The sequence below is a fragment of the Paraburkholderia ultramafica genome (assembly GCF_902859915.1).
In the GTDB taxonomy this organism is placed as follows: Bacteria; Pseudomonadota; Gammaproteobacteria; order Burkholderiales; family Burkholderiaceae; genus Paraburkholderia; species Paraburkholderia ultramafica.
In genome coordinates this window covers 278634-296054 of the sequence record NZ_CADIKK010000003.1, presented here as the reverse complement: position 1 = coordinate 296054, position 17421 = coordinate 278634, and the positions used below count along the sequence as shown (strand labels likewise).

General features: G+C 63.2%; 17 protein-coding genes and 6 pseudogenes. 19 read left to right on the top strand and 4 right to left on the bottom strand.

What is annotated here, in order from left to right:
- The first annotated feature begins 12 nt into the window (after positions 1–12).
- The 8 genes from HV744_RS38405 to hypB all read left to right on the top strand — a co-directional run bounded on the left by HV744_RS38405 (position 13) and on the right by hypB (position 7289).
- A complete protein-coding gene (locus tag HV744_RS38405) occupies positions 13–114 on the top strand; it encodes a DUF6893 family small protein (protein WP_425497675.1) in 102 nt (33 codons plus the stop codon).
- A 24-nt stretch (positions 115–138) separates the two neighbouring features.
- Positions 139–2550 carry a carbamoyltransferase HypF gene (gene hypF / locus HV744_RS05080; RefSeq protein ID WP_175148436.1) on the top strand — a complete coding sequence of 804 codons (2412 nt, stop codon included), beginning with the start codon at positions 139–141 and terminating at the stop codon, positions 2548–2550.
- Positions 2551–2625: 75 nt separating this feature from the next.
- Positions 2626–2952, top strand: a complete 327-nt coding sequence (locus tag HV744_RS05075) for a HypC/HybG/HupF family hydrogenase formation chaperone (RefSeq protein ID WP_175148435.1) — start codon at positions 2626–2628, stop codon at positions 2950–2952.
- 30 nt (positions 2953–2982) lie between these two features.
- Entirely contained in the window at positions 2983–3672 is a 690-nt protein-coding gene (locus HV744_RS05070) for a D-sedoheptulose-7-phosphate isomerase (protein WP_175148434.1), read from the top strand.
- Complete coding sequence (gene hypD / locus HV744_RS05065) at positions 3669–4937, top strand: hydrogenase formation protein HypD (RefSeq protein ID WP_175148433.1); 1269 nt, start codon at positions 3669–3671, stop codon at positions 4935–4937. Before HV744_RS05070 ends, hypD begins: the two co-directional genes overlap by 4 nt.
- A complete protein-coding gene (hypE, locus tag HV744_RS05060; RefSeq protein ID WP_175148432.1) occupies positions 4934–6022 on the top strand; it encodes a hydrogenase expression/formation protein HypE in 1089 nt (362 codons plus the stop codon). The genes hypD and hypE overlap by 4 nt, the downstream gene beginning before the upstream one ends.
- 20 nt (positions 6023–6042) lie before the next feature.
- Positions 6043–6372: a hydrogenase maturation nickel metallochaperone HypA gene (hypA, locus tag HV744_RS05055; protein ID WP_175148431.1), complete on the top strand. Its 330-nt coding sequence runs from the start codon at positions 6043–6045 to the stop codon at positions 6370–6372.
- A gap of 41 nt (positions 6373–6413) precedes the next feature.
- Positions 6414–7289 carry a hydrogenase nickel incorporation protein HypB gene (gene hypB, locus HV744_RS05050; RefSeq protein ID WP_246278944.1) on the top strand — a complete coding sequence of 292 codons (876 nt, stop codon included), beginning with the start codon at positions 6414–6416 and terminating at the stop codon, positions 7287–7289.
- Positions 7290–7344: 55 nt separating this feature from the next.
- Here hypB and HV744_RS05045 read toward each other — a convergent pair.
- Positions 7345–7515: pseudogene (locus HV744_RS05045) on the bottom strand (flavin reductase); the annotation flags it as partial.
- Here HV744_RS05045 and HV744_RS05040 point away from each other — a divergent pair.
- A pseudogene (locus tag HV744_RS05040) lies at positions 7513–7755 on the top strand (response regulator transcription factor); the annotation flags it as partial. The pseudogenes HV744_RS05045 and HV744_RS05040 overlap by 3 nt on opposite strands.
- Here HV744_RS05040 and HV744_RS05035 read toward each other — a convergent pair.
- From HV744_RS05035 to HV744_RS05025, 3 pseudogenes are all read right to left on the bottom strand, one after another.
- Positions 7755–8099: pseudogene (locus HV744_RS05035) on the bottom strand (SDR family NAD(P)-dependent oxidoreductase); the annotation flags it as partial. The pseudogenes HV744_RS05040 and HV744_RS05035 sit on opposite strands and share 1 nt — an antisense overlap.
- A 96-nt stretch (positions 8100–8195) precedes the next feature.
- Positions 8196–8330 (bottom strand): annotated as a pseudogene (locus tag HV744_RS05030) (amidase); the annotation flags it as partial.
- A 54-nt stretch (positions 8331–8384) separates the two neighbouring features.
- Positions 8385–9005: pseudogene (locus HV744_RS05025) on the bottom strand (RHO alpha subunit C-terminal catalytic domain-containing protein); the annotation flags it as partial.
- On the opposite strand from HV744_RS05025, the gene HV744_RS05020 reads away from it, so the two are divergent.
- The 10 genes and pseudogenes from HV744_RS05020 to HV744_RS04975 all read left to right on the top strand — a co-directional run.
- On the top strand, positions 8959–9201 hold the full coding sequence (locus HV744_RS05020; protein WP_175148217.1) for a hypothetical protein: 243 nt from the start codon (positions 8959–8961) through the stop codon (positions 9199–9201). The pseudogene HV744_RS05025 and the gene HV744_RS05020 sit on opposite strands and share 47 nt — an antisense overlap.
- Positions 9202–9318: 117 nt before the next feature.
- On the top strand, positions 9319–10047 hold the full coding sequence (locus HV744_RS05015) for a FadR/GntR family transcriptional regulator (RefSeq protein WP_175148429.1): 729 nt from the start codon (positions 9319–9321) through the stop codon (positions 10045–10047).
- Between the two features lie 448 nt (positions 10048–10495).
- Positions 10496–11575, top strand: coding sequence for a sugar ABC transporter substrate-binding protein (locus tag HV744_RS05010; RefSeq protein WP_175148428.1), 1080 nt, complete (start codon positions 10496–10498; stop codon positions 11573–11575).
- An 8-nt stretch (positions 11576–11583) separates the two neighbouring features.
- Positions 11584–12573 carry an ABC transporter permease gene (locus tag HV744_RS05005; RefSeq protein WP_246278943.1) on the top strand — a complete coding sequence of 330 codons (990 nt, stop codon included), beginning with the start codon at positions 11584–11586 and terminating at the stop codon, positions 12571–12573.
- On the top strand, positions 12573–13343 hold the full coding sequence (locus HV744_RS05000; RefSeq protein ID WP_175148426.1) for an ATP-binding cassette domain-containing protein: 771 nt from the start codon (positions 12573–12575) through the stop codon (positions 13341–13343). Before HV744_RS05005 ends, HV744_RS05000 begins: the two co-directional genes overlap by 1 nt.
- Before the next feature lie 193 nt (positions 13344–13536).
- Positions 13537–13980 (top strand): hypothetical protein, encoded by a 444-nt coding sequence (locus tag HV744_RS04995; protein WP_175148425.1) that lies wholly within the window; start codon positions 13537–13539, stop codon positions 13978–13980.
- Between the two features lie 469 nt (positions 13981–14449).
- Positions 14450–15607, top strand: a complete 1158-nt coding sequence (locus tag HV744_RS04990; RefSeq protein ID WP_175148424.1) for a muconate/chloromuconate family cycloisomerase — start codon at positions 14450–14452, stop codon at positions 15605–15607.
- A 59-nt stretch (positions 15608–15666) separates the two neighbouring features.
- On the top strand, positions 15667–16575 hold the full coding sequence (gene catA / locus HV744_RS04985; protein WP_175148423.1) for a catechol 1,2-dioxygenase: 909 nt from the start codon (positions 15667–15669) through the stop codon (positions 16573–16575).
- Positions 16576–16730: 155 nt separating this feature from the next.
- On the top strand, positions 16731–17021 hold the full coding sequence (gene catC, locus HV744_RS04980) for a muconolactone Delta-isomerase (protein ID WP_175148422.1): 291 nt from the start codon (positions 16731–16733) through the stop codon (positions 17019–17021).
- Between the two features lie 101 nt (positions 17022–17122).
- A pseudogene (locus HV744_RS04975) lies at positions 17123–17332 on the top strand (transposase); the annotation flags it as partial.
- Positions 17333–17421 lie beyond the last annotated feature (89 nt).

Below are 17421 nucleotides of genomic sequence, written 5' to 3'. Positions count from 1 at the left end.
GTGGGAGACGTCATGAAAGGATTGCTGAAGTTCCTGTTCGTGCCCGTGCTGGTGGTCGGTGTATTGGCAAATATGAAGGACATCAAGCGCTATATCCGCATTCGCAACATGTAGGCGAGCGCTGCGAGGGAGGGGGCGATGGGCATCCATTCACAGCCTGCGGGGCCGGGTTCGACCTCGCATCCGGTCGTGCCGGGAGCGGTCGGCGAGGAAATCCGCGTGCGCGGACTGGTGCAGGGCGTCGGCTTCCGGCCGACCGTGTGGCGGGTTGCACATGAGTGGGGCGTGATCGGCGACGTGCGCAACGACAGCGACGGTGTGCTGATTCATGCGTGGGGCGACGCGTGGACGCTGCAGCACTTCATCGACAGTTTGAGCGCCGAGTGTCCGCCGCTTGCGCGTATCGACGCGATCGAGCGGCATCAACTGAACGAGGCGGCCGAGGGGAGCGACTTTCGTATCGTGCCGAGCGTGAGCGGCCCGGTGCAGACGGGCGTCACGCCCGATGCGGTGATCTGCGCCGAGTGCGCCGCCGAGATCGCCGATCCGGCGAATCGCCGCTATCGTTATCCGTTCACGAACTGCACGCATTGCGGACCGCGTCTGTCGATCGTCCGAGCAATTCCGTACGATCGCGAGAACACGACGATGGCCGAGTTCTCGATGTGCGACGCGTGCCGCGCCGAGTACGACGATCCCGCTGACCGGCGCTTTCACGCGCAACCCGTCGCATGCCCCGCATGCGGCCCGCGCGTCTGGCTGGAAAGCCGCGATGGCGCGCGCGTCGCAGGCGACGACCCGTGCCGCGCGGCAAGCCTGTTGTTGCAGCACGGTGCGATCGTCGCGCTCAAAGGGGTGGGCGGGTTTCAGCTCGCCTGCGATGCCGGCGACGAAGTCGCGGTCGCGCGCTTGCGGCGTCTGAAGCGGCGTGAGCGCAAACCCTTCGCGCTGATGGCGCGCGATCTGCAAGCGCTGCGCCGCTATTGCGCGCCCAACGAAGCCGAATGCGCGCTGCTCGCGAGCGCGGGCGGACCGATCTTGATCCTGCGCGCCGACGGCCCTGAATGCGTCGCGGCGAGCGTGGCGCCGGGTGTCGGCACGCTCGGCTTCATGCTGCCGTCCACGCCGCTGCATCGTCTGTTGATCGAATCGATCGACTCCGCGCTCGTCGTGACGAGCGGCAACACGAGCAACGAACCGCCGTGCATCGACAACACGGATGCGCGTGCGCGTCTTGGCCGGATCGCCGATGTCTTTCTGATGCACGATCGCGACATCGCGCGCCGGGTCGACGACTCGGTGATGCGCGTGGTGCAGGACGACGCGCGCATGGTGAGGCGCGCGCGCGGCTATGCGCCCGCGCCGCTGCTGTTGCCCGAGGGTTTCGCCGACACCCCGGCGGTGCTGGCGATGGGCGGCGAACTCAAGAACACGTTCTGCATTGCCCGCGACGCTCAGGCGATCGTGTCTCATCACATCGGTGATCTCGAAGACGCATTGACTTATGCGGACTATCGCCGCGCGGTGGCGCAGTATCTGCGTCTGTTCGAACATGAACCGCAGCTCGTCGCGCTCGACTTCCATCCCGAGTACCTGTCGCGCAAGATCGGCTACGACCTCGCGCAAAGCATGCAGATTCCGGTGGTCGAGGTACAGCATCATCACGCGCATCTGGCGGCCTGCATGGCCGAAAACGGCGTCGCATTCGACGCGCCGCCAATGCTCGGCGTCGCGCTCGACGGGCTCGGCTACGGCGTCGACGGCACCTTGTGGGGCGGCGAATTCATGCTCGCCGATTATCGCGGCTATACGCGGCTCGGCCGGTTCAAGCCAGTGGCGATGCCGGGCGGCACGCGCGCGATCGACGAACCGTGGCGCAACGCGTACGCGCAGCTGCGCGCGGCATTCGACTGGCACGCGTTCACGCGGCATTACGGCGGCCTCGACGTGCAGCATTTTTTGAAGAGCCGACCGCGCGCGACGCTCGACACGATGATCGCGCAGCGCGTGAACAGTCCGCTCACAAGTTCCGCGGGCCGTCTGTTCGACGCCGTCGCGGCCACGCTCGACGTGTGCCGCGAGCGCGTGCTGTACGAGGGACAGGCCGCGATCGAACTGGAAGCGCTGGTCGATCCGCACACGCTGCGCGACGATAGCGACGCCCACGCGTACCCGTTTGAAATTACCAGCGTGATGCCCGACGGTTTGCGCTCGATCGAACCGCGGCCAATGTGGGAAGCGTTGCTCGACGATCTGTTGCGCGGCACCTCGGTGCCCGTGGTCGCGGCGCGCTTTCACAAGGGGCTCGCGATCGCGATCGTACGCATGGTCGAGTGCCTTGCCGATCTGCTGACGGAGCCTGCCGACGCGCGCAGTGTCGCGCTCTCGGGCGGCGTGTTTCAGAACCGCGTGCTGTTCGAACAGGTTGTGACCCGGCTGGAGTTGGTGGGCTTTCGTGTGCTGACGCATCGTCAGGTGCCGGCCAATGACGGCGGTTTGTCGATTGGACAGGCGGTTGTGGCGGCAGCGCAGCGGAGCGACGCCGTGTGAGCGGCCGATCCGATAGCCGCGCCATGCAACACATAACCGGGTAACCGGGGTAACAGGGATAAAGGGGAGAGCAGCATGTGTCTGGGCATCCCAGGGCAGATCGTCGAAATCACGGACGCGGCGAACGATCTTGCGCTCGTGAACGTGGGCGGTGTGCGGCGCGTGATCAACATCGCCTTCGTGATCGACGCGACACGGCCGACGAGTGCGTGCGTCGGCGAATGGGTGCTGGTGCATGTGGGCTTCGCGATGAGCCGGCTCGACGAACAGGAAGCGGCGCGCACGCTCGCGTTGCTGCATGAGCTGGGCGTCGCGCAGGGCGAGATGGCCGAAATGCGCGACGAACCGTGGCCCGAAAAGCCGCACGCTCAGCCGCGCGATGCACTGCGCAGCGCGCCGTGAACGCGCGCCCGGAAACCAACGGAGACCGCCATGCCCGAAGATGAACCGCTACAGACGCTATATCCGTTCCTGCATGGCGCCCGCCAGGACGCGGACCGGCTCGACGCGGCCTTACTCGAATCGGTACAGCTCAAGGCGCGCGACAGCGTCGACGTCAAAGCGCGTTTCTTCGACGAAAACGCTGCCGCTCTCGTACGGGTCGCGCATGCGCTCGCCGACGTCTATCGCCGCGACGGCCGGCTCTTCACGATGGGCAACGGCGGTTCGAGTTGCGACGCCGCGCATATCGCCGTCGAGTTCCTGCACCCCGTGACCACCGGACGCCCCGCGCTGACCGCGCTCAATCTGGTGGCCGACATGGCGATGCTGACGGCGGTCGGCAACGACGTCGGCTTCAATCATGTTTTCGTGCGGCAACTCGTTGCGCAGGCCCGGCATGGCGACGCGCTGATCGGCGTGTCGACGAGCGGCAATTCGGAGAACCTGCTGAGCGCTTTTGCGAAAGCGAAAGAGCTGGGCCTGCTCACCATCGGCCTGTCCGGTCACGATGGCGGACGCATGGCCGCGAGCGCGACGGTCGACCATTGCCTCGTGGTGAGGAGCGACAGCATCCATCGCGTGCAGGAGACCCACGTCGCGATCTATCACATCCTGTGGGACCTCGTGCACACGCTGCTCGCCGACGATCGCGGCGGCTTGTCCGGGGCCGACGAGCAATGAAATACGTCGACGAATTCCGCGACCCGGAGAAAGCGCAAACGCTGGCGAAGGAAATTCGCCAGTTGGTGTCGCGCATCGAACGCGCGAAACAGCGGCCGCTGCAAATCATGGAAGTGTGTGGCGGCCACACGCATACGATTTTCCGCTACGGTATCCAGCAGTTGCTGCCCGATGCGGTGGAGTTCGTGCACGGGCCAGGGTGCCCGGTATGCGTGCTGCCGATGGGCCGCGTCGACGATTGCGTGGCGCTCGCCGAGCGGGACGACGTGATCTTCACGACGTTCGGCGACGCGATGCGCGTGCCCGGCTCGAAGAAGAGCCTGCTCAAAGCGAAAGCCGATGGCGCCGACGTGCGAATGGTTTACTCGCCGCTCGACGCGCTGAAAATCGCCCGACTCAATCCGGATCGCGAGGTGATCTTCTTCGGGCTCGGCTTCGAGACCACCATGCCGAGCACCGCGATGACGGTGTTGCAGGCGCGCGCGCAGAACGTCGGGAATTTCTCGCTGTTCTGCAATCACATCACGATCATTCCGACCATCAAGGCGATTCTCGATTCACCGGACCTGCACCTCGACGGCTTTCTCGGGCCGGGGCATGTGAGCATGGTGATCGGCACGCGGCCTTATGACTTCATCGCGCGGCATTATCGCAAACCGGTCACGGTGGCCGGCTTCGAGCCGCTCGACGTGCTGCAATCAATGTGGATGGTGTTGCGGCAGATCGCCGAGGGCCGCTGTGAAGTCGAGAATCAGTATGGCCGGATCGTGCCCGAGGACGGCAATGCGCAGGCCTTGTCGGCGGTGACGCGGGTGTTCGAGATGCGCGAGTTCTTCGAATGGCGCGGGCTAGGCTCGATCGATCATTCGGGCGTGCGGGTGCGCGAGGCGTTTGCCGCGTTCGATGCGGAGCGCAAGTTCGCGGTGCCGAACGTGAAGATCGCGGACCCGAAGGCGTGTCAGTGCGGCGAGGTGCTCAAGGGGGTGATCAAGCCGCATCAATGCAAGGTGTTCGGCACCGCCTGCACGCCGGAGTCGCCGCTCGGTTCGCTGATGGTGTCGAGCGAAGGCGCGTGCGCCGCGTACTACCACTATGGGCGCATCGACACGTCGCGGATCGACGCGCGGCGCAGCGCGCGGCAAGCGGCCGGTGCGGCGAACGCCGAGGCTGTTGCGGGATGTCTGGGGGCCGCTGGTGCAACGGCCGCTGCGCCACCTTTGATCGCCAATACCGTTGCCGCATCCACCGCGCGAGGCGTTACATGAACGACCGCGCTCCCTCTCCGATCGAAGAACCCGGTGTGCCGCCACGCGTGGGCCGCGTGCGCGATGCTTCAGTCAATCTCGCGCACGGCAGCGGCGGCCGGGCGATGCGCGATCTGATCGAAGACGTGTTCGTCCCGGCCTTCGACAACCCCACGCTCGCAGCGCTCGAAGATCAGGCCGTGTTCGGGCTCGCCGATCTTGCCGCGCACGGCGACCGTCTGGCTTTTACCACCGACAGCTATGTGGTCGACCCGCTGTTCTTTCCCGGCGGCGACATCGGCACGCTGGCGGTGTCGGGTACGGTCAACGATCTGGCCGTTTGCGGGGCGACGCCGCTGTATCTGTCGTGCGCGGTGGTGATCGAGGAGGGGCTGGCGGTCGACCTCTTGCGACGCGTCGCGGCGAGTATGCAGCGGATCGCGCGCGAAGCCGGCGTTGCGATCGTCACTGGTGACACCAAGGTGGTGGAGCGCGGCTGTGCCGACAAGCTGTTCATCAACACCGCCGGCATCGGCGTGGTGCGCAGCGGCGTTGCGATTGCGGCGCGCAACGCGCGTGCTGGCGACGTGGTGATCGTGAACGGCTATCTCGGCGATCACGGCGCGGCGATTCTGGTCGCACGTCAGCAGCTTGCACTCGAAGCCGATATCGAGAGCGATTGCGGTCCGCTCAACGGCCTGATCGCCGCGATGCTCGACGCGTGTCCGCGGATTCACTGTCTGCGCGATGCGACGCGCGGCGGCGTCGCGACCGTGCTCAACGAGTTCGCGCAGAGTTCGAACGTGACGATACGGCTGCGCGAAGCGGCGCTGCCGTTGCGCGAGCAGGTGCAGGGCGCGTGCGAGATTCTCGGCCTCGATCCGCTGTATCTGGCCAATGAGGGCAAGCTGGTGGCCGTCGTGCCCGCCGACGCCGCCGAACGCGTGCTCGCGGTGATGCGCGCGCATCCGGCGGGACGCGAGGCGGCGGCGATCGGCACGGTCGAACCGGGCGACGCTGGCGGGCTCGTGGTGATGCAGACGGTGTTCGGCGGCGAGCGCATCGTCGATATGCTGGTGGGCGAGCAATTGCCACGGATCTGCTAGGTGGACGACAGAGGCGCGCGATGCATGAGCTGAGTATTGCCAATAGCGTCGTCGAGATTTGCGCGGAGCAGGCGCACGGCGCGCGCGTGCGACGCGTGACGCTGGAGATCGGCCAGTTGTCGGCGGTGATGCCGGAGGCGATCCGTTTCTGCTTCGACGTGTGCGCGAAGGATACGGTCGTGGAGGGCGCGGCGCTGGAGATCGTCGAGATGCCCGGGCAGGCACGCTGCCTCGCTTGCGGCGCGACGCTCGACGTCGCGGTGCCGTTCGGGCAATGCGCTTGCGGCAGCGAGAATCTCGAACTGATTTCCGGGCAGCAGTTGAAGATCCGGCAGATGGAGGTGGGGTGATGTGCACGACATGCGGATGCGGGAATAAGCGGAGCGCGGCGGTGGTCGATCCGGATGCGCAGGAGGGGCAGTCGCAGGACGCGGGAGCAGTGGGCTCGCGGGAGACCGCGTATCGGCGAGTGGCTGAGCATGCGCACGACCACGCGCATTTTCACACGCACTCGCATGGCCATTCGCATCCGCACTCGCACTTGCATGCAGCCGATCACGCGCACCAGCACGACCACGGACATGACCATCGCCACGACAGCGGCCACGAAACATCAGGCACGTCGATCACATTGGAACGGGACATCCTCGCAAAAAACCAGCTACTGGCCGAACGCAATCGCGGCTGGCTGGCCGGCCGCTCGATCCTCGCGCTGAACCTGATGAGTTCGCCAGGCGCGGGCAAGACCACGTTGCTCGAACGCACGATCCGCGATCTGGGCGAGACGTTGCCGCTGACGGTGATCGAAGGCGATCAGGCCACGCTCAACGACGCCGAGCGAATTCGCGCGACCGGCGCGCGGGTGGTGCAGATCAATACCGGCACCGGATGTCATCTGGACGCGGAGATGGCGTCGCGGGCGCTGACGCAACTCGATCCGCCGCTGCATTCGGTGGTGATGATCGAGAACGTCGGCAACCTGGTGTGTCCGGCGCTATTCGATCTCGGTGAAGCGGCCAAGGTGCTGATTCTGTCGGTGACCGAGGGCGAGGACAAGCCGATCAAGTATCCACATATGTTCAGGGCTTGCTCTTTGTTGTTGCTGAACAAGATCGACTTGCTGCCCTATTTGCGGTTCGACGTCGATCGGTGCATCGGCTACGCGAAGCTTGTCAATCCCCAGATGCGGATCCTCCAGGTATCGGCGCAAAGCGGGGAAGGGATGGACGCGTGGTATAGCTGGCTTCAGATGCAGAAGGAGCGTTAATGCGGGGCGTTTGACGGAATTTGCGCCGAGGGGCCCGGTTGCTCATTCCCCGCGTTCAGCACGACGCGACCCGCTTGATGCGATGGAAATTGCGGTCGAAGTAGATCAGCTCATCGCCATCGGTACGCACGCCGATGTGGGTGGTCTTCACGAACATCACCGAGTGCGAGCCGACTTCCTTCAGATCGACGATCTCGCCTTGCAGACTCGCGAGCGCATCGCGCAAGCGGAATTGAACCAGCGTGGCGCAACCTTGCCGATCCTTTTCGTCAGCGGACACGGCGATATTCCGATGTCCGTGCGTGCATTGCAGAACGGCGCGATCGATTTTGTCGAGAAGCCGTATAACTCGCAGCAGATGCTCGATCGCGTGCAGCGTGCGTTGAAGCTCGCCGCGCAACGGCATGTTGCCGGCCAGAAGCAGCGCGAGCTGCGCAAGCGGATCGAGTCGCTGACCGCCCGCGAAATGCTGCGCAGATTGACATTGATGACCTGATCGAACTGCTCGGCGGTAATCTCCATCACGGGTATGACTTTGGATGCGCCCGCGTTGTTGACCAGCGCGTCCACGCGCCCCCAACGCTTAAGGATCGCATCGCGTGCGGTTTCGAACGCGGTTTTCGCGGTGACGTCGAGATTCAGCGCGAATGCGCTGGACCCGTCGGCGCTCAGATCGCGCGCGAGCGCTTGCGCGGCATCGAACGCGATGTCGCCGATGGCGACCGCGTAACCCGCCGCATGAAAGCGCGCGGCAATCGCAGCGCCCAGGCCGCGCGCCGCGCCGGTGACGAGTACGACTCTTTTCTGCATGACTTCAACTCCGTGAGAAAGCGGCAAGCGGCCGCTACGGACGCGGCTGCATGCGTTGCCTGGGGTTGCCCGATGTTGCCAAAGACCCAAGCTTGTCTAAGCGGCGAGGGCGGCTTCGAAGCGCGCCGCGATCGCGCACACCTGTTCGTCCTGCCCCTTGCGTCCGATGATCTGCAAACCCGCCTTCAGCGGTGAACCCTCGATCGGCAGTGGCAAACTCAACGCAGATGAGTTCGATCGCGTCGGCAAAGGTCTTCTGAGAGAACAGTGTGTTGCGGTCGTCCATCATGCTTGCTCCATCATCGTGCGCCATTGCGCGTACGCTTCACGCATGCCGGTTTCGTCGGTGGCGTGGGCGGTCTTCTCGCCGTTCGGCGCGGTGCTCTCGCGATTCAGGCCGCGGTTCACGAGGATCGGCAGATCGGGGCCGGCGTGCGAGCCGCGCTGCACGCGCTCCCAGGCTTCGGCGTCGTCGGGGCTGCCGAAACCGAACGGGCCCTGGAAGTGTTCGTGAATGCGCAGACGCACGCGGTTCGCTTCTTCGGGACCGCCGTCCATCGCGAGCGCGACGTGACGGATTTCGGTCTCATTCGCGGAAATGGGCCGCAGGACGCGGAAAAACGCCATCGACAACGCGAGGTTCGGAAACAGATTCAGATTGAAGCCGACGCCCATCAGCGAGCGCACGATGCGGCGCACCTGGTCCGGCGTGTGATCTTTGGCGAGCGACGCGGCAAGCCCCTCGAAGCGTTCGGGAATCGGCGCGCCGTCGTCGCGGTCCAGATCGACGAGTTCCGGCACCAGCACCGCGAGGCTGTGGCCGTTGCCGAGCGAGCGGCAGAACGCGTCGTCGCTGGTCATGAAACTGGTGATCGCGGTGGCGGTTTCGTCATCGATCGATTTCATCCGTCTGCAAGCAGGTCAACTGCAATTCATGACAAATCGTCATTTTTATAAAGACAATCATGCTGTCGACACGGTGGCACCCAGGCATCACACTCCCGCCGGATCAAACACCGGCTCGGCCCCAGCTCGAAAAAGCCTGCGCTGCGGCGCTACCCTGGACGTCACCGCGTACGCCATTATCGCGTGCTATGCTTGAACACGCATCGGCTCTCCATACAGCGAACCCTATCCGGGTCGGCAACGGAGTATGTGCCGGCTCGAACGCTGAATAGATCGGAGCAGAACCAACGGTGCACGACCGCGACCTCTGAGCATGGACTATCGTCATCTGCAACAGCGCAAGAGCCTGCATGGCCGCATCGTGCAAGAGCTCGGCATGGGCATCGTCAGCGGCAAGCTGCAGCCAGGCCAGCGGTTGCCGGCGGAAGCCGTGCTGTGCGAGAGCTATGGCGTCAGCCGCCCGGTGTTGCGCGAGGCGACCCGCGTGCTGGTGGCGAAGGGGCTGGTCGTATCGAAACCGCGTGTAGGCAGTGTCGTGAAGCCGTGCGCGGACTGGCATATGCTCGACCCGGATGTCCTGTACTGGACCATCAACTGCGTGCCGGAAGGCGAGTTCTTCAGTTCGCTGCTGACCGTGCGCCGCATCATCGAGCCCGCGGCGGCGGCGCTCGCCGCCACCGCCGCGACCAGCGACGACCTTGCGCGCATCGCCTCGGCCTATGACCGGATGGAACACGCGGAAACCGCGAGTGCGCTGCTGGATCCCGATCTGGAGTTTCACCGCGCGATCATGATGGCTACCCATAACGACATGCTGGCGTACATCGGCAACATGTTGTCGCTCGCGCTGTCGGAATCGATCAGACTGACGAGCCGTCATCCCGACACGCACGCTCTGTCATTGCCGCGGCACAAGGCGATCCTCACCGCTATCCAGAATCGTGACCCGTTAGGCGCGCGGCATGCAAGCCTGGTTCAACTCGAAAACGCGCGTGCGGATGCCGAGAGCATTCTGGAAGTCGGCAGCCACCACCCCGCATGACCCGTCCGAAGAGAGCGACCGCAGCGCCGATTCCTTTAGTGCGAATATCGCGGCGATGTTGCTTGCGGTTGTGCATGGGGCGGTCACAGACGGCGATCGCCGGCACATCGCGGTTTGCAACTGCGATTCAAAGCGCAGGCCGATAGTCATACTATTGACGCGACCTGCCGCGCCGATCCTTACCCGCGACATCAAGCCGTTGTCCGGATCAAGTGCGCCTCCGCGAGCGGTGTGCGAGTGCCTGTCAAATAGTCGGACTAGTTAAGGGTATACATCGATTGAGGGTAAAAACGCGTGATATAGGATTTTTCTCAGGGTCGTCAGGCGCACGCGCATGCACACGCGTATTGTGAGGTGTGGTGGGGCCCGGCACCGGCGCTTGCCAGGCCTGCGCCGTCATGCACAGTGAGCAGTGAGTTATTCAATAACTGAAAGACTGGAGACTGACATGGCGGAACAGCAGGAAGGCAACGGGGAGGTGCAACTCACGCGCCGCGGATTGCTGCAAGGCGCGGGCCTCGGTACGGCGCTGGCCTTGCTTGGCGGAGCACTGACTCCGGCCCAGGCTGCGCAAGCGGGACCGTTCCCGGAACACAAGCGCTGGAAGATCGTATTCGTCAACCATGTCACGACGAATCCGTTCTTCGTGCCGACGCAATATGGCATTGAGGACTCCACGGCTTTGCTCGGGATGGACTTTCAATGGACCGGCTCGGCCAATGCCGACATTGCGCAGATGGTGAATGCGGTCAACGCGGCGATCGCCGGTAAAGCCGACGCCATCGCCGTGCCGATCGTCGATCCGAAGGCGTTCGACAAGCCGATCCAGGCCGCGCTCGACGCAGGCATTCCGGTCTTCGCCTATAACGCCGATGCGCCCCAGGGCACGTCCAGTCCGCGCCTCGCCTATATTGGCCAGGATCTGTATCTATCCGGGTATCAGATGGGTGAGCGTATCGTCAGTCTGATCGATAGCGGCATGGTCGCGATCTTCATTGCGACGCCGGGGCAGCTCAACATTCAGCCGCGGCTCGATGGCGCGGTCGCCGCGATCAAGAAGTCCGGCAAGAAGATCGACGTGCAGACCATCGCGACCGGCGCGACGGTCAACGAGGAGCTCTCGAAAATCAAGTCGTTCTACCTGGGTCACCAGGACCTCAAGGGTATGTTCGCGGTCGACGCGGGCAGCACCCAGGGCGTTGCCGAGGTGATGAAAGCGTCGAACCTGCCGGCCAAGGGCGTGCACGGCGGCGGTTTCGATCTGTTGCCACGCACGGTCCAACTGATCCACGAGGGCTTTCTGGACTTTACGATCGATCAGCAGCCTTACGTGCAAGGCTTTTATACCGTGGTTCAGGCATTCGTGTTCCTCTCGTCCGGTGGGCTCGTTGGGCCGGCCAATGTCAACACGGGCCTGAAGTTCGTCACTAAAGACACGGTTGAGCCCTACCTGAACACGTCGACACGCTATGAAGGCAAGAGCACCAAGCCGCAGATCGTGCCGCGCACGGGTGCGATCAGAGGGTGACGTCTTCTGTGACGGCAACTTCGAAACCTCGCGAACGCCGGCGGCTCTGGTCGAGGCCGGTCTGGGGTTCCAGCGAGATTCGCATCCTCGCGGTTGCGCTGATTCTCTGTGCCTATTTCGAAACCGCCAATCGTGACTTTTTGCTGACCGGCGCGAGCCTCGAAAACCTGTCGCAGTTCATCGCGCCGGTGGCGATCATTGCGTTCGGCGAAATCATGTTGATGATCGGCGGAGAGATCGATCTCTCCGCCGGGATGGTCTTCGCGTTTGCACCTTTCGTCATGTACTTCGCCAACGAAGCCGGTCTGCCTGTCTGGGTCGCCGTGCTGGCCGGGCTGCTCGCGGCAGCCGTAGTCGGGCTGGTCAACGGCGCGGTGACGGTGTACCTGCGCATCCCATCGTTTGTCACCACGCTCGGTACGCTATTTTTCGTCAACGGCTTCACGCTGACGATTTCACGGGGCACACCGGTTTCCCCGCCGGAAGGGACGATATTTTCGGCAATCATGGGCGCATGGGGCTACAGCGAGATCATCTGGGCGGTCGCCATCGCCGCCGTCATGCACGTCCTGCTCCGCCATACGCGCTGGGGTCTGCATACGATTGCAGGAGGCGCGAACCCGCTGGGCGCGAGCGAAGCCGGTATTCATGTCAGACGCCTGAAACTCGGCAACTTCATCATCGCCGCGGTGCTCGCGGGCTTCACCGGGATCCTCGAGGCTTTCCGGATTACCTCGATCGATCCGCAAGCAGGCGGCAACCAGATCATGTTCCTCGCTGTCGCCGCAGCAGTGATCGGTGGCACGCCACTGGCCGGCGGATCGGGCACGATCATCGGCGGCCTGATAGGCGCGGCCGTGCTGGGCATCCTTAGCGACGGGTTCACGCTGATCGGTATCAACGCGTTCACCTTCAACATGATTCTCGGCGCGGCGATCCTCGCGGCGATGATCTTCAACATCCACGTCGTCCGTCTCGCGCGCAAGGGAGAGCTGTGATGTCGGAGCTGGCGGAGGTCCTGCGCGGCGAGGACATTGTCAAGCGTTTCGGCGCGGTCACGGCACTCGACGGTGTGACGCTGACGCTCAGGCCCGGCGAAATACTTGGCGTACTGGGCGACAACGGTGCCGGAAAGTCGACGCTGATCAAGATTCTGACCGGCTTTCATCAGCAGACAAGCGGCAAGCTCTTTGTGCACGGCGTGGAAACGATGCTGCGCTCGGTCGATCACGCCCGTTCGCTGGGCATTGAATGCGTGTATCAGGATCTGGCGCTGGCCAATTCACTGAGTATTTATCACAACATGTTCCTGAATCGGGAGATCATCCGCCGGGGGCCGTTGCGGCTGTTGAACAACCGCGCCATGCGGAGTCGCGCGGCCGAATGTCTCGAAGAGATCGGCGTGCAGGTGCCTTCGGTCGATCTGCCGGTCGAGCAGCTATCCGGTGGGCAGCGGCAGGCGATTGCCGTCGCGCGCGCGGTCAATTCGAATGCAAGGATTCTGCTGCTCGACGAGCCGCTCGCGGCGATGGGCGCCCGCGAAGCCGGGCTGATCATCGACCTGATCTTGCGGCTCAAGGAGAAGGGCGGGCTGTCTATCATCATGATCATGCACAACTACGCGCAGACGCTTGATATTGCGGATCGCGTCATGCTGATGCAGCGCGGCCGCGTGACTTACCAAAGGGAGGCCGCCAGCACGTCGGTCGCCGAGTTGATGGATATCGTGCGACGCGAGTATCGGGCCATGCGGACCACGGCGCAATGATCCTGGACAGTTGCTGGTTCTCGCAATGACGATGACGGCCGGGCGGCATCCCGGATGATTGGAAACGCGCAACGCCCGCAAAAAGAAACCCAGGCAACGCCGAAGCGAGTAACTTTCAGCCATGGATTCCGGCCGGTCGCGAGTCGTATGCGGTCGGTCATCGCTGAAGGGACGCCGTTACACGGGAGTTGCCATGAATACCAAACAAAGTAAAAAGGGACATCTCGATGCTGCCGCATTGCATCATGAGCAGGCAGCGCGGTTTCATCGGGAGGCATCGCAGTATTACGAGGCGGGCAAGGATTACGATCATGCCGCTCATCAGGCGGTATTGGCGCAGGGCCATGCGTTGTTTGCGATTGACGAGTCCAATGCCGCTGCGAAGCATGCGGGCGGTCCGCCGTCGGCGGGCGCTGTCGAGAGTGGCCTGACTGCCGCGCAACATCACGCAGCGGCGTCGGAACTGCATGTGCAAGCGGCGCAACATCTGCGCCGCGCGGCCAAGCTCTTTGATGATGACCGCAGCGCAGTCGCTCATGAGTCGCAGTTGGGGTTTTCTCTTGGGTCACGGGCGCTCGCGCATGGCAACGAGGCAGCCAGGCAGTATGTCGCGTCGCTGCGCGAAAAAGGCATTTAAAAAAACCTTATGAAACAAAAGCCACATTCAGCGAATCAGTGCGGCTTTTTATGAATCGCTCAAACGCATCGGAACGTTTGCTTATGATGCCCGTGCCGGTCACCTCACGCAGCAGGTCCGGGCATGGCTGCCCCCCGGCGGTCACTAGAGAAGACAGTCACGCGCCGGGCGGTGGACGTACCTGGAGAGTTCGGTCACTCGAACGGCGTCATCGGGGGAGAACACGAAGGACCTGCTCCATATAACGGTCGGCTTGCGCTACTGCATCCTCAGGACTGCGGCCGTTCTGACGCGCGCTCAGATAAGGAGCGTACCAGTCCCACCAGTGATGCTCGGCATGAGACTTCTCAGCCTGGTCCGGCACGCCATACCGTCAAAGTATTGAAGTAGTCGGAATCGGTGTTGGACTGCCGCGCGGGTTTGTTTCTAATATGGGGCTCCCCGGTACAGCAGTTCAGGAGGGCAACGAATGTTAGCAACACCCGTGAAGATCGAGAGCGTGGAGACGATCCTCGTCGACGTACCGACGATTCGTCCACACCGCCTCTCGGTTGCAACGATGAACTGCCAGACGCTCGTGCTGGTGCGCATCCGTTGCGCGGACGGCGTGGTCGGCGTGGGCGAGGGCACCACCATCGGTGGTCTCGCGTATGGCGAGGAGAGCCCCGAGAGTATCAAGGTCAACATCGACACGTATTTCACGCCGCTGCTCAAGGGTATGGACGCGACCCGCCCGGGCGCCGCGACGGCGAAGCTGCGCGAGCTGTTTCAAGGCAACCGGTTTGCCAGGTGCGCGGTTGAAACCGCGTTGTTCGATGCGCAGGCGCAACGCGTCGGCGTGCCGTTGTCGGAGTTGTTCGGCGGGCGCGTGCGTGATTCGGTGGAGGTGGCGTGGACGCTCGCGAGCGGCGATACGAACCGCGACATCGACGAAGCCGGGCGCGTGTATGAAGTGAAGCGTCATCGCGTGTTCAAGTTGAAGATCGGTTCGCGCGCGGTGGCTGACGACGTCGCGCATGTCGTCGCGATCAAAAAAGCACTGGAAGGGCGCGGCGAAGTACGAGTCGACGTGAACCAGGCGTGGACCGAATCGGAAGCGATCTGGGCGGCCCGACGTTTCGCCGATGCCGGCGTCACGCTGATCGAGCAGCCGATCGCCGCGGACAATCGCGCGGGTCTCAAGCGTCTGACCGAACTCGCTCAAGTGCCGATCATGGCCGACGAAGCATTGCACGGCCCGGCGGATGCGTTCGCGATTGCCAGCGCGCGTGCCGCGGATGTCTTCGCGGTGAAGATCGCGCAATCGGGCGGCTTGAGCGGCGCCGCGCAGGTGGCCGCGATTGCGTCGGCCGCGAACATCGACCTGTATGGCGGCACGATGCTCGAAGGCGCGGTCGGCACGATCGCCTCGGCGCAACTCTTCAGCACGTTCGGCGAGTTGAAGTGGAGCACGGAGCTGTTCGGTCCCTTGCTGTTGACCGAAGAAATCCTGACCGAGCCGCTGCGCTACGAAAACTTTGCGCTGCATCTGCCGCAAGGTCCAGGTCTCGGCATCACGCTCGACTGGGACAAGATCGACCGTCTGCGGCGCGATACGCGCAAAGGCGCAAGCGTTACCACGAACTGAAGGCCGACTGGCTGGCTCATCCGTTAGCCATCCAGAACATCAAACTTAGGAGATACCCCATGAACAAGCAAGCCATCGACACGCTGCTGCAAAAGATCAACGACAGCGCCACCAGTGAAGGCAATCCGCGCACGAAGCAGATCGTCAACCGGATCGTGCAAGACCTGTTCTATACGATCGAAGATCTCGACGTGCAGCCTGACGAATTCTGGACCGCGCTGAACTATCTCGGCGAAGCCGGCAAGAGCGGCGAGCTGGGTCTGCTGGCCGCGGGTCTCGGGTTCGAGCATTTTCTCGATGTGCGTCTGGACGAAGCGGAAGCAAAGGCCGGCATTGAAGGCGGCACGCCGCGCACGATCGAAGGGCCGTTGTATGTGGCGGGCGCGCCTGAGTCCGTCGGACATGCGCGGCTCGATGACGGCACCGATCCTGGCCAGACGCTGGTGATGCGCGGCCGCGTGTTCGGCGAAAACGGCAAGCCGTTGGCGAATGCGCTGGTCGAAGTGTGGCACGCGAACCATCTCGGCAACTACTCGTACTTCGACAAATCGCAATCGGCGTTCAATCTGCGCCGTTCGATTCGCACGGACGCCGAGGGCAAATACAGCTTCCGCAGCGTCGTGCCGGTCGGCTATAGCGTGCCGCCGCAAGGGCAAACGCAACGGTTGCTCGATCAGCTCGGCCGTCACGGACATCGTCCGGCGCATATCCACTTCTTCGTGTCCGCGCCGGGCTGCCGCAAGCTGACGACGCAGATCAACATCGACGGCGATCCGTATCTGTGGGACGACTTCGCGTTCGCCACGCGCGACGGCCTCGTGCCGGCCGTCAGGCAGGCGGAAGGCGCCGAAGGCAAACCGTACGGCGTGGAAGGCAACTTCGCGCTGATCGATTTCGACTTCACGCTGTTCAACGAACGCGACAATCTGCCGGGCGCCGAAGTGGAGCGTGTGCGCGCCGAAGCCTGATGCTGCGGATGCGATGAGAGAAAGCGCCTGAGCGTACTACTGCAGGAATCTGTCGACCCTGGTTTGCGCGGCGTGTGTTTTGCCGCGTAAGCCAGGGTCCTTGTTTACCGATCACCGTATCGATCCACCCAATCGATCATACCAGGAGAGCAAGCATGCTGTTTCACGTCGAGATGACCGTCAATCTGCCACCCGATATGGATGCGCAACGCGCCGCGCGTCTGAAGGCGGACGAGAAAGCGATGTCGCAAAGGCTCCAGCAGGAAGGCGTATGGCGGCACCTGTGGCGCATCGCCGGGCGCTACGCGAATATCAGCGTGTTCGATGTGGAAAGCCCCGCGCATCTGCACGACCTGCTGAGCCAGTTGCCGCTGTTTCCGTATATGGATGTCGAGGTGCGTGCGCTGTGCCGGCATGCGTCGTCGATTCGCGACGACGACCGGTAAGAGAGGAAGAGTAAGAAGGTGCTGCGAAGGCAGCACCTCAGATTGCTGACAAAGTACCCGCAAAGCCTGGCCCTGAGCCAGGCTTTGCCGTTTAATGCGGCATGCTGACGAAACCGACTGTGCAACACAAACTCGAGATGGTTATGCTCGAAGAGCTCATGTCGAAGGACTACCTGCTGCGCAAGATCGTCGCGTCGGTGGATTTCGAATTCATCCGCGAGAAGGTGGCGCACCTGTACTGCGCGAATAACGAACGGCCCGAGCTGGATCCGGTGGTGATGTTCAGGCTGCTGTTCATCGGTTATCTGTTTTGAGTGCGCAGCGAGCGTTGCGATTCCCGAATATAGTTCTTGAAACGGTATTCTCAACCTCTTACTATTTCGATGAGTTTCGATAAGGA

Coding starts and splice junctions, on each gene's coding strand:
- HV744_RS38405 (WP_425497675.1), top strand. CDS start 13: ATGAAAGGATTGCTGAAGTTCCTGTTCGTGCCCGTGCTGGTGGTCGGT.
- hypF (WP_175148436.1), top strand. CDS start 139: ATGGGCATCCATTCACAGCCTGCGGGGCCGGGTTCGACCTCGCATCCG.
- HV744_RS05075 (WP_175148435.1), top strand. CDS start 2,626: ATGTGTCTGGGCATCCCAGGGCAGATCGTCGAAATCACGGACGCGGCG.
- HV744_RS05070 (WP_175148434.1), top strand. CDS start 2,983: ATGCCCGAAGATGAACCGCTACAGACGCTATATCCGTTCCTGCATGGC.
- hypD (WP_175148433.1), top strand. CDS start 3,669: ATGAAATACGTCGACGAATTCCGCGACCCGGAGAAAGCGCAAACGCTG.
- hypE (WP_175148432.1), top strand. CDS start 4,934: ATGAACGACCGCGCTCCCTCTCCGATCGAAGAACCCGGTGTGCCGCCA.
- hypA (WP_175148431.1), top strand. CDS start 6,043: ATGCATGAGCTGAGTATTGCCAATAGCGTCGTCGAGATTTGCGCGGAG.
- HV744_RS05020 (WP_175148217.1), top strand. CDS start 8,959: ATGAAACTGGTGATCGCGGTGGCGGTTTCGTCATCGATCGATTTCATC.
- HV744_RS05015 (WP_175148429.1), top strand. CDS start 9,319: ATGGACTATCGTCATCTGCAACAGCGCAAGAGCCTGCATGGCCGCATC.
- HV744_RS05010 (WP_175148428.1), top strand. CDS start 10,496: ATGGCGGAACAGCAGGAAGGCAACGGGGAGGTGCAACTCACGCGCCGC.
- HV744_RS05000 (WP_175148426.1), top strand. CDS start 12,573: ATGTCGGAGCTGGCGGAGGTCCTGCGCGGCGAGGACATTGTCAAGCGT.
- HV744_RS04995 (WP_175148425.1), top strand. CDS start 13,537: ATGAATACCAAACAAAGTAAAAAGGGACATCTCGATGCTGCCGCATTG.
- HV744_RS04990 (WP_175148424.1), top strand. CDS start 14,450: ATGTTAGCAACACCCGTGAAGATCGAGAGCGTGGAGACGATCCTCGTC.
- catA (WP_175148423.1), top strand. CDS start 15,667: ATGAACAAGCAAGCCATCGACACGCTGCTGCAAAAGATCAACGACAGC.
- catC (WP_175148422.1), top strand. CDS start 16,731: ATGCTGTTTCACGTCGAGATGACCGTCAATCTGCCACCCGATATGGAT.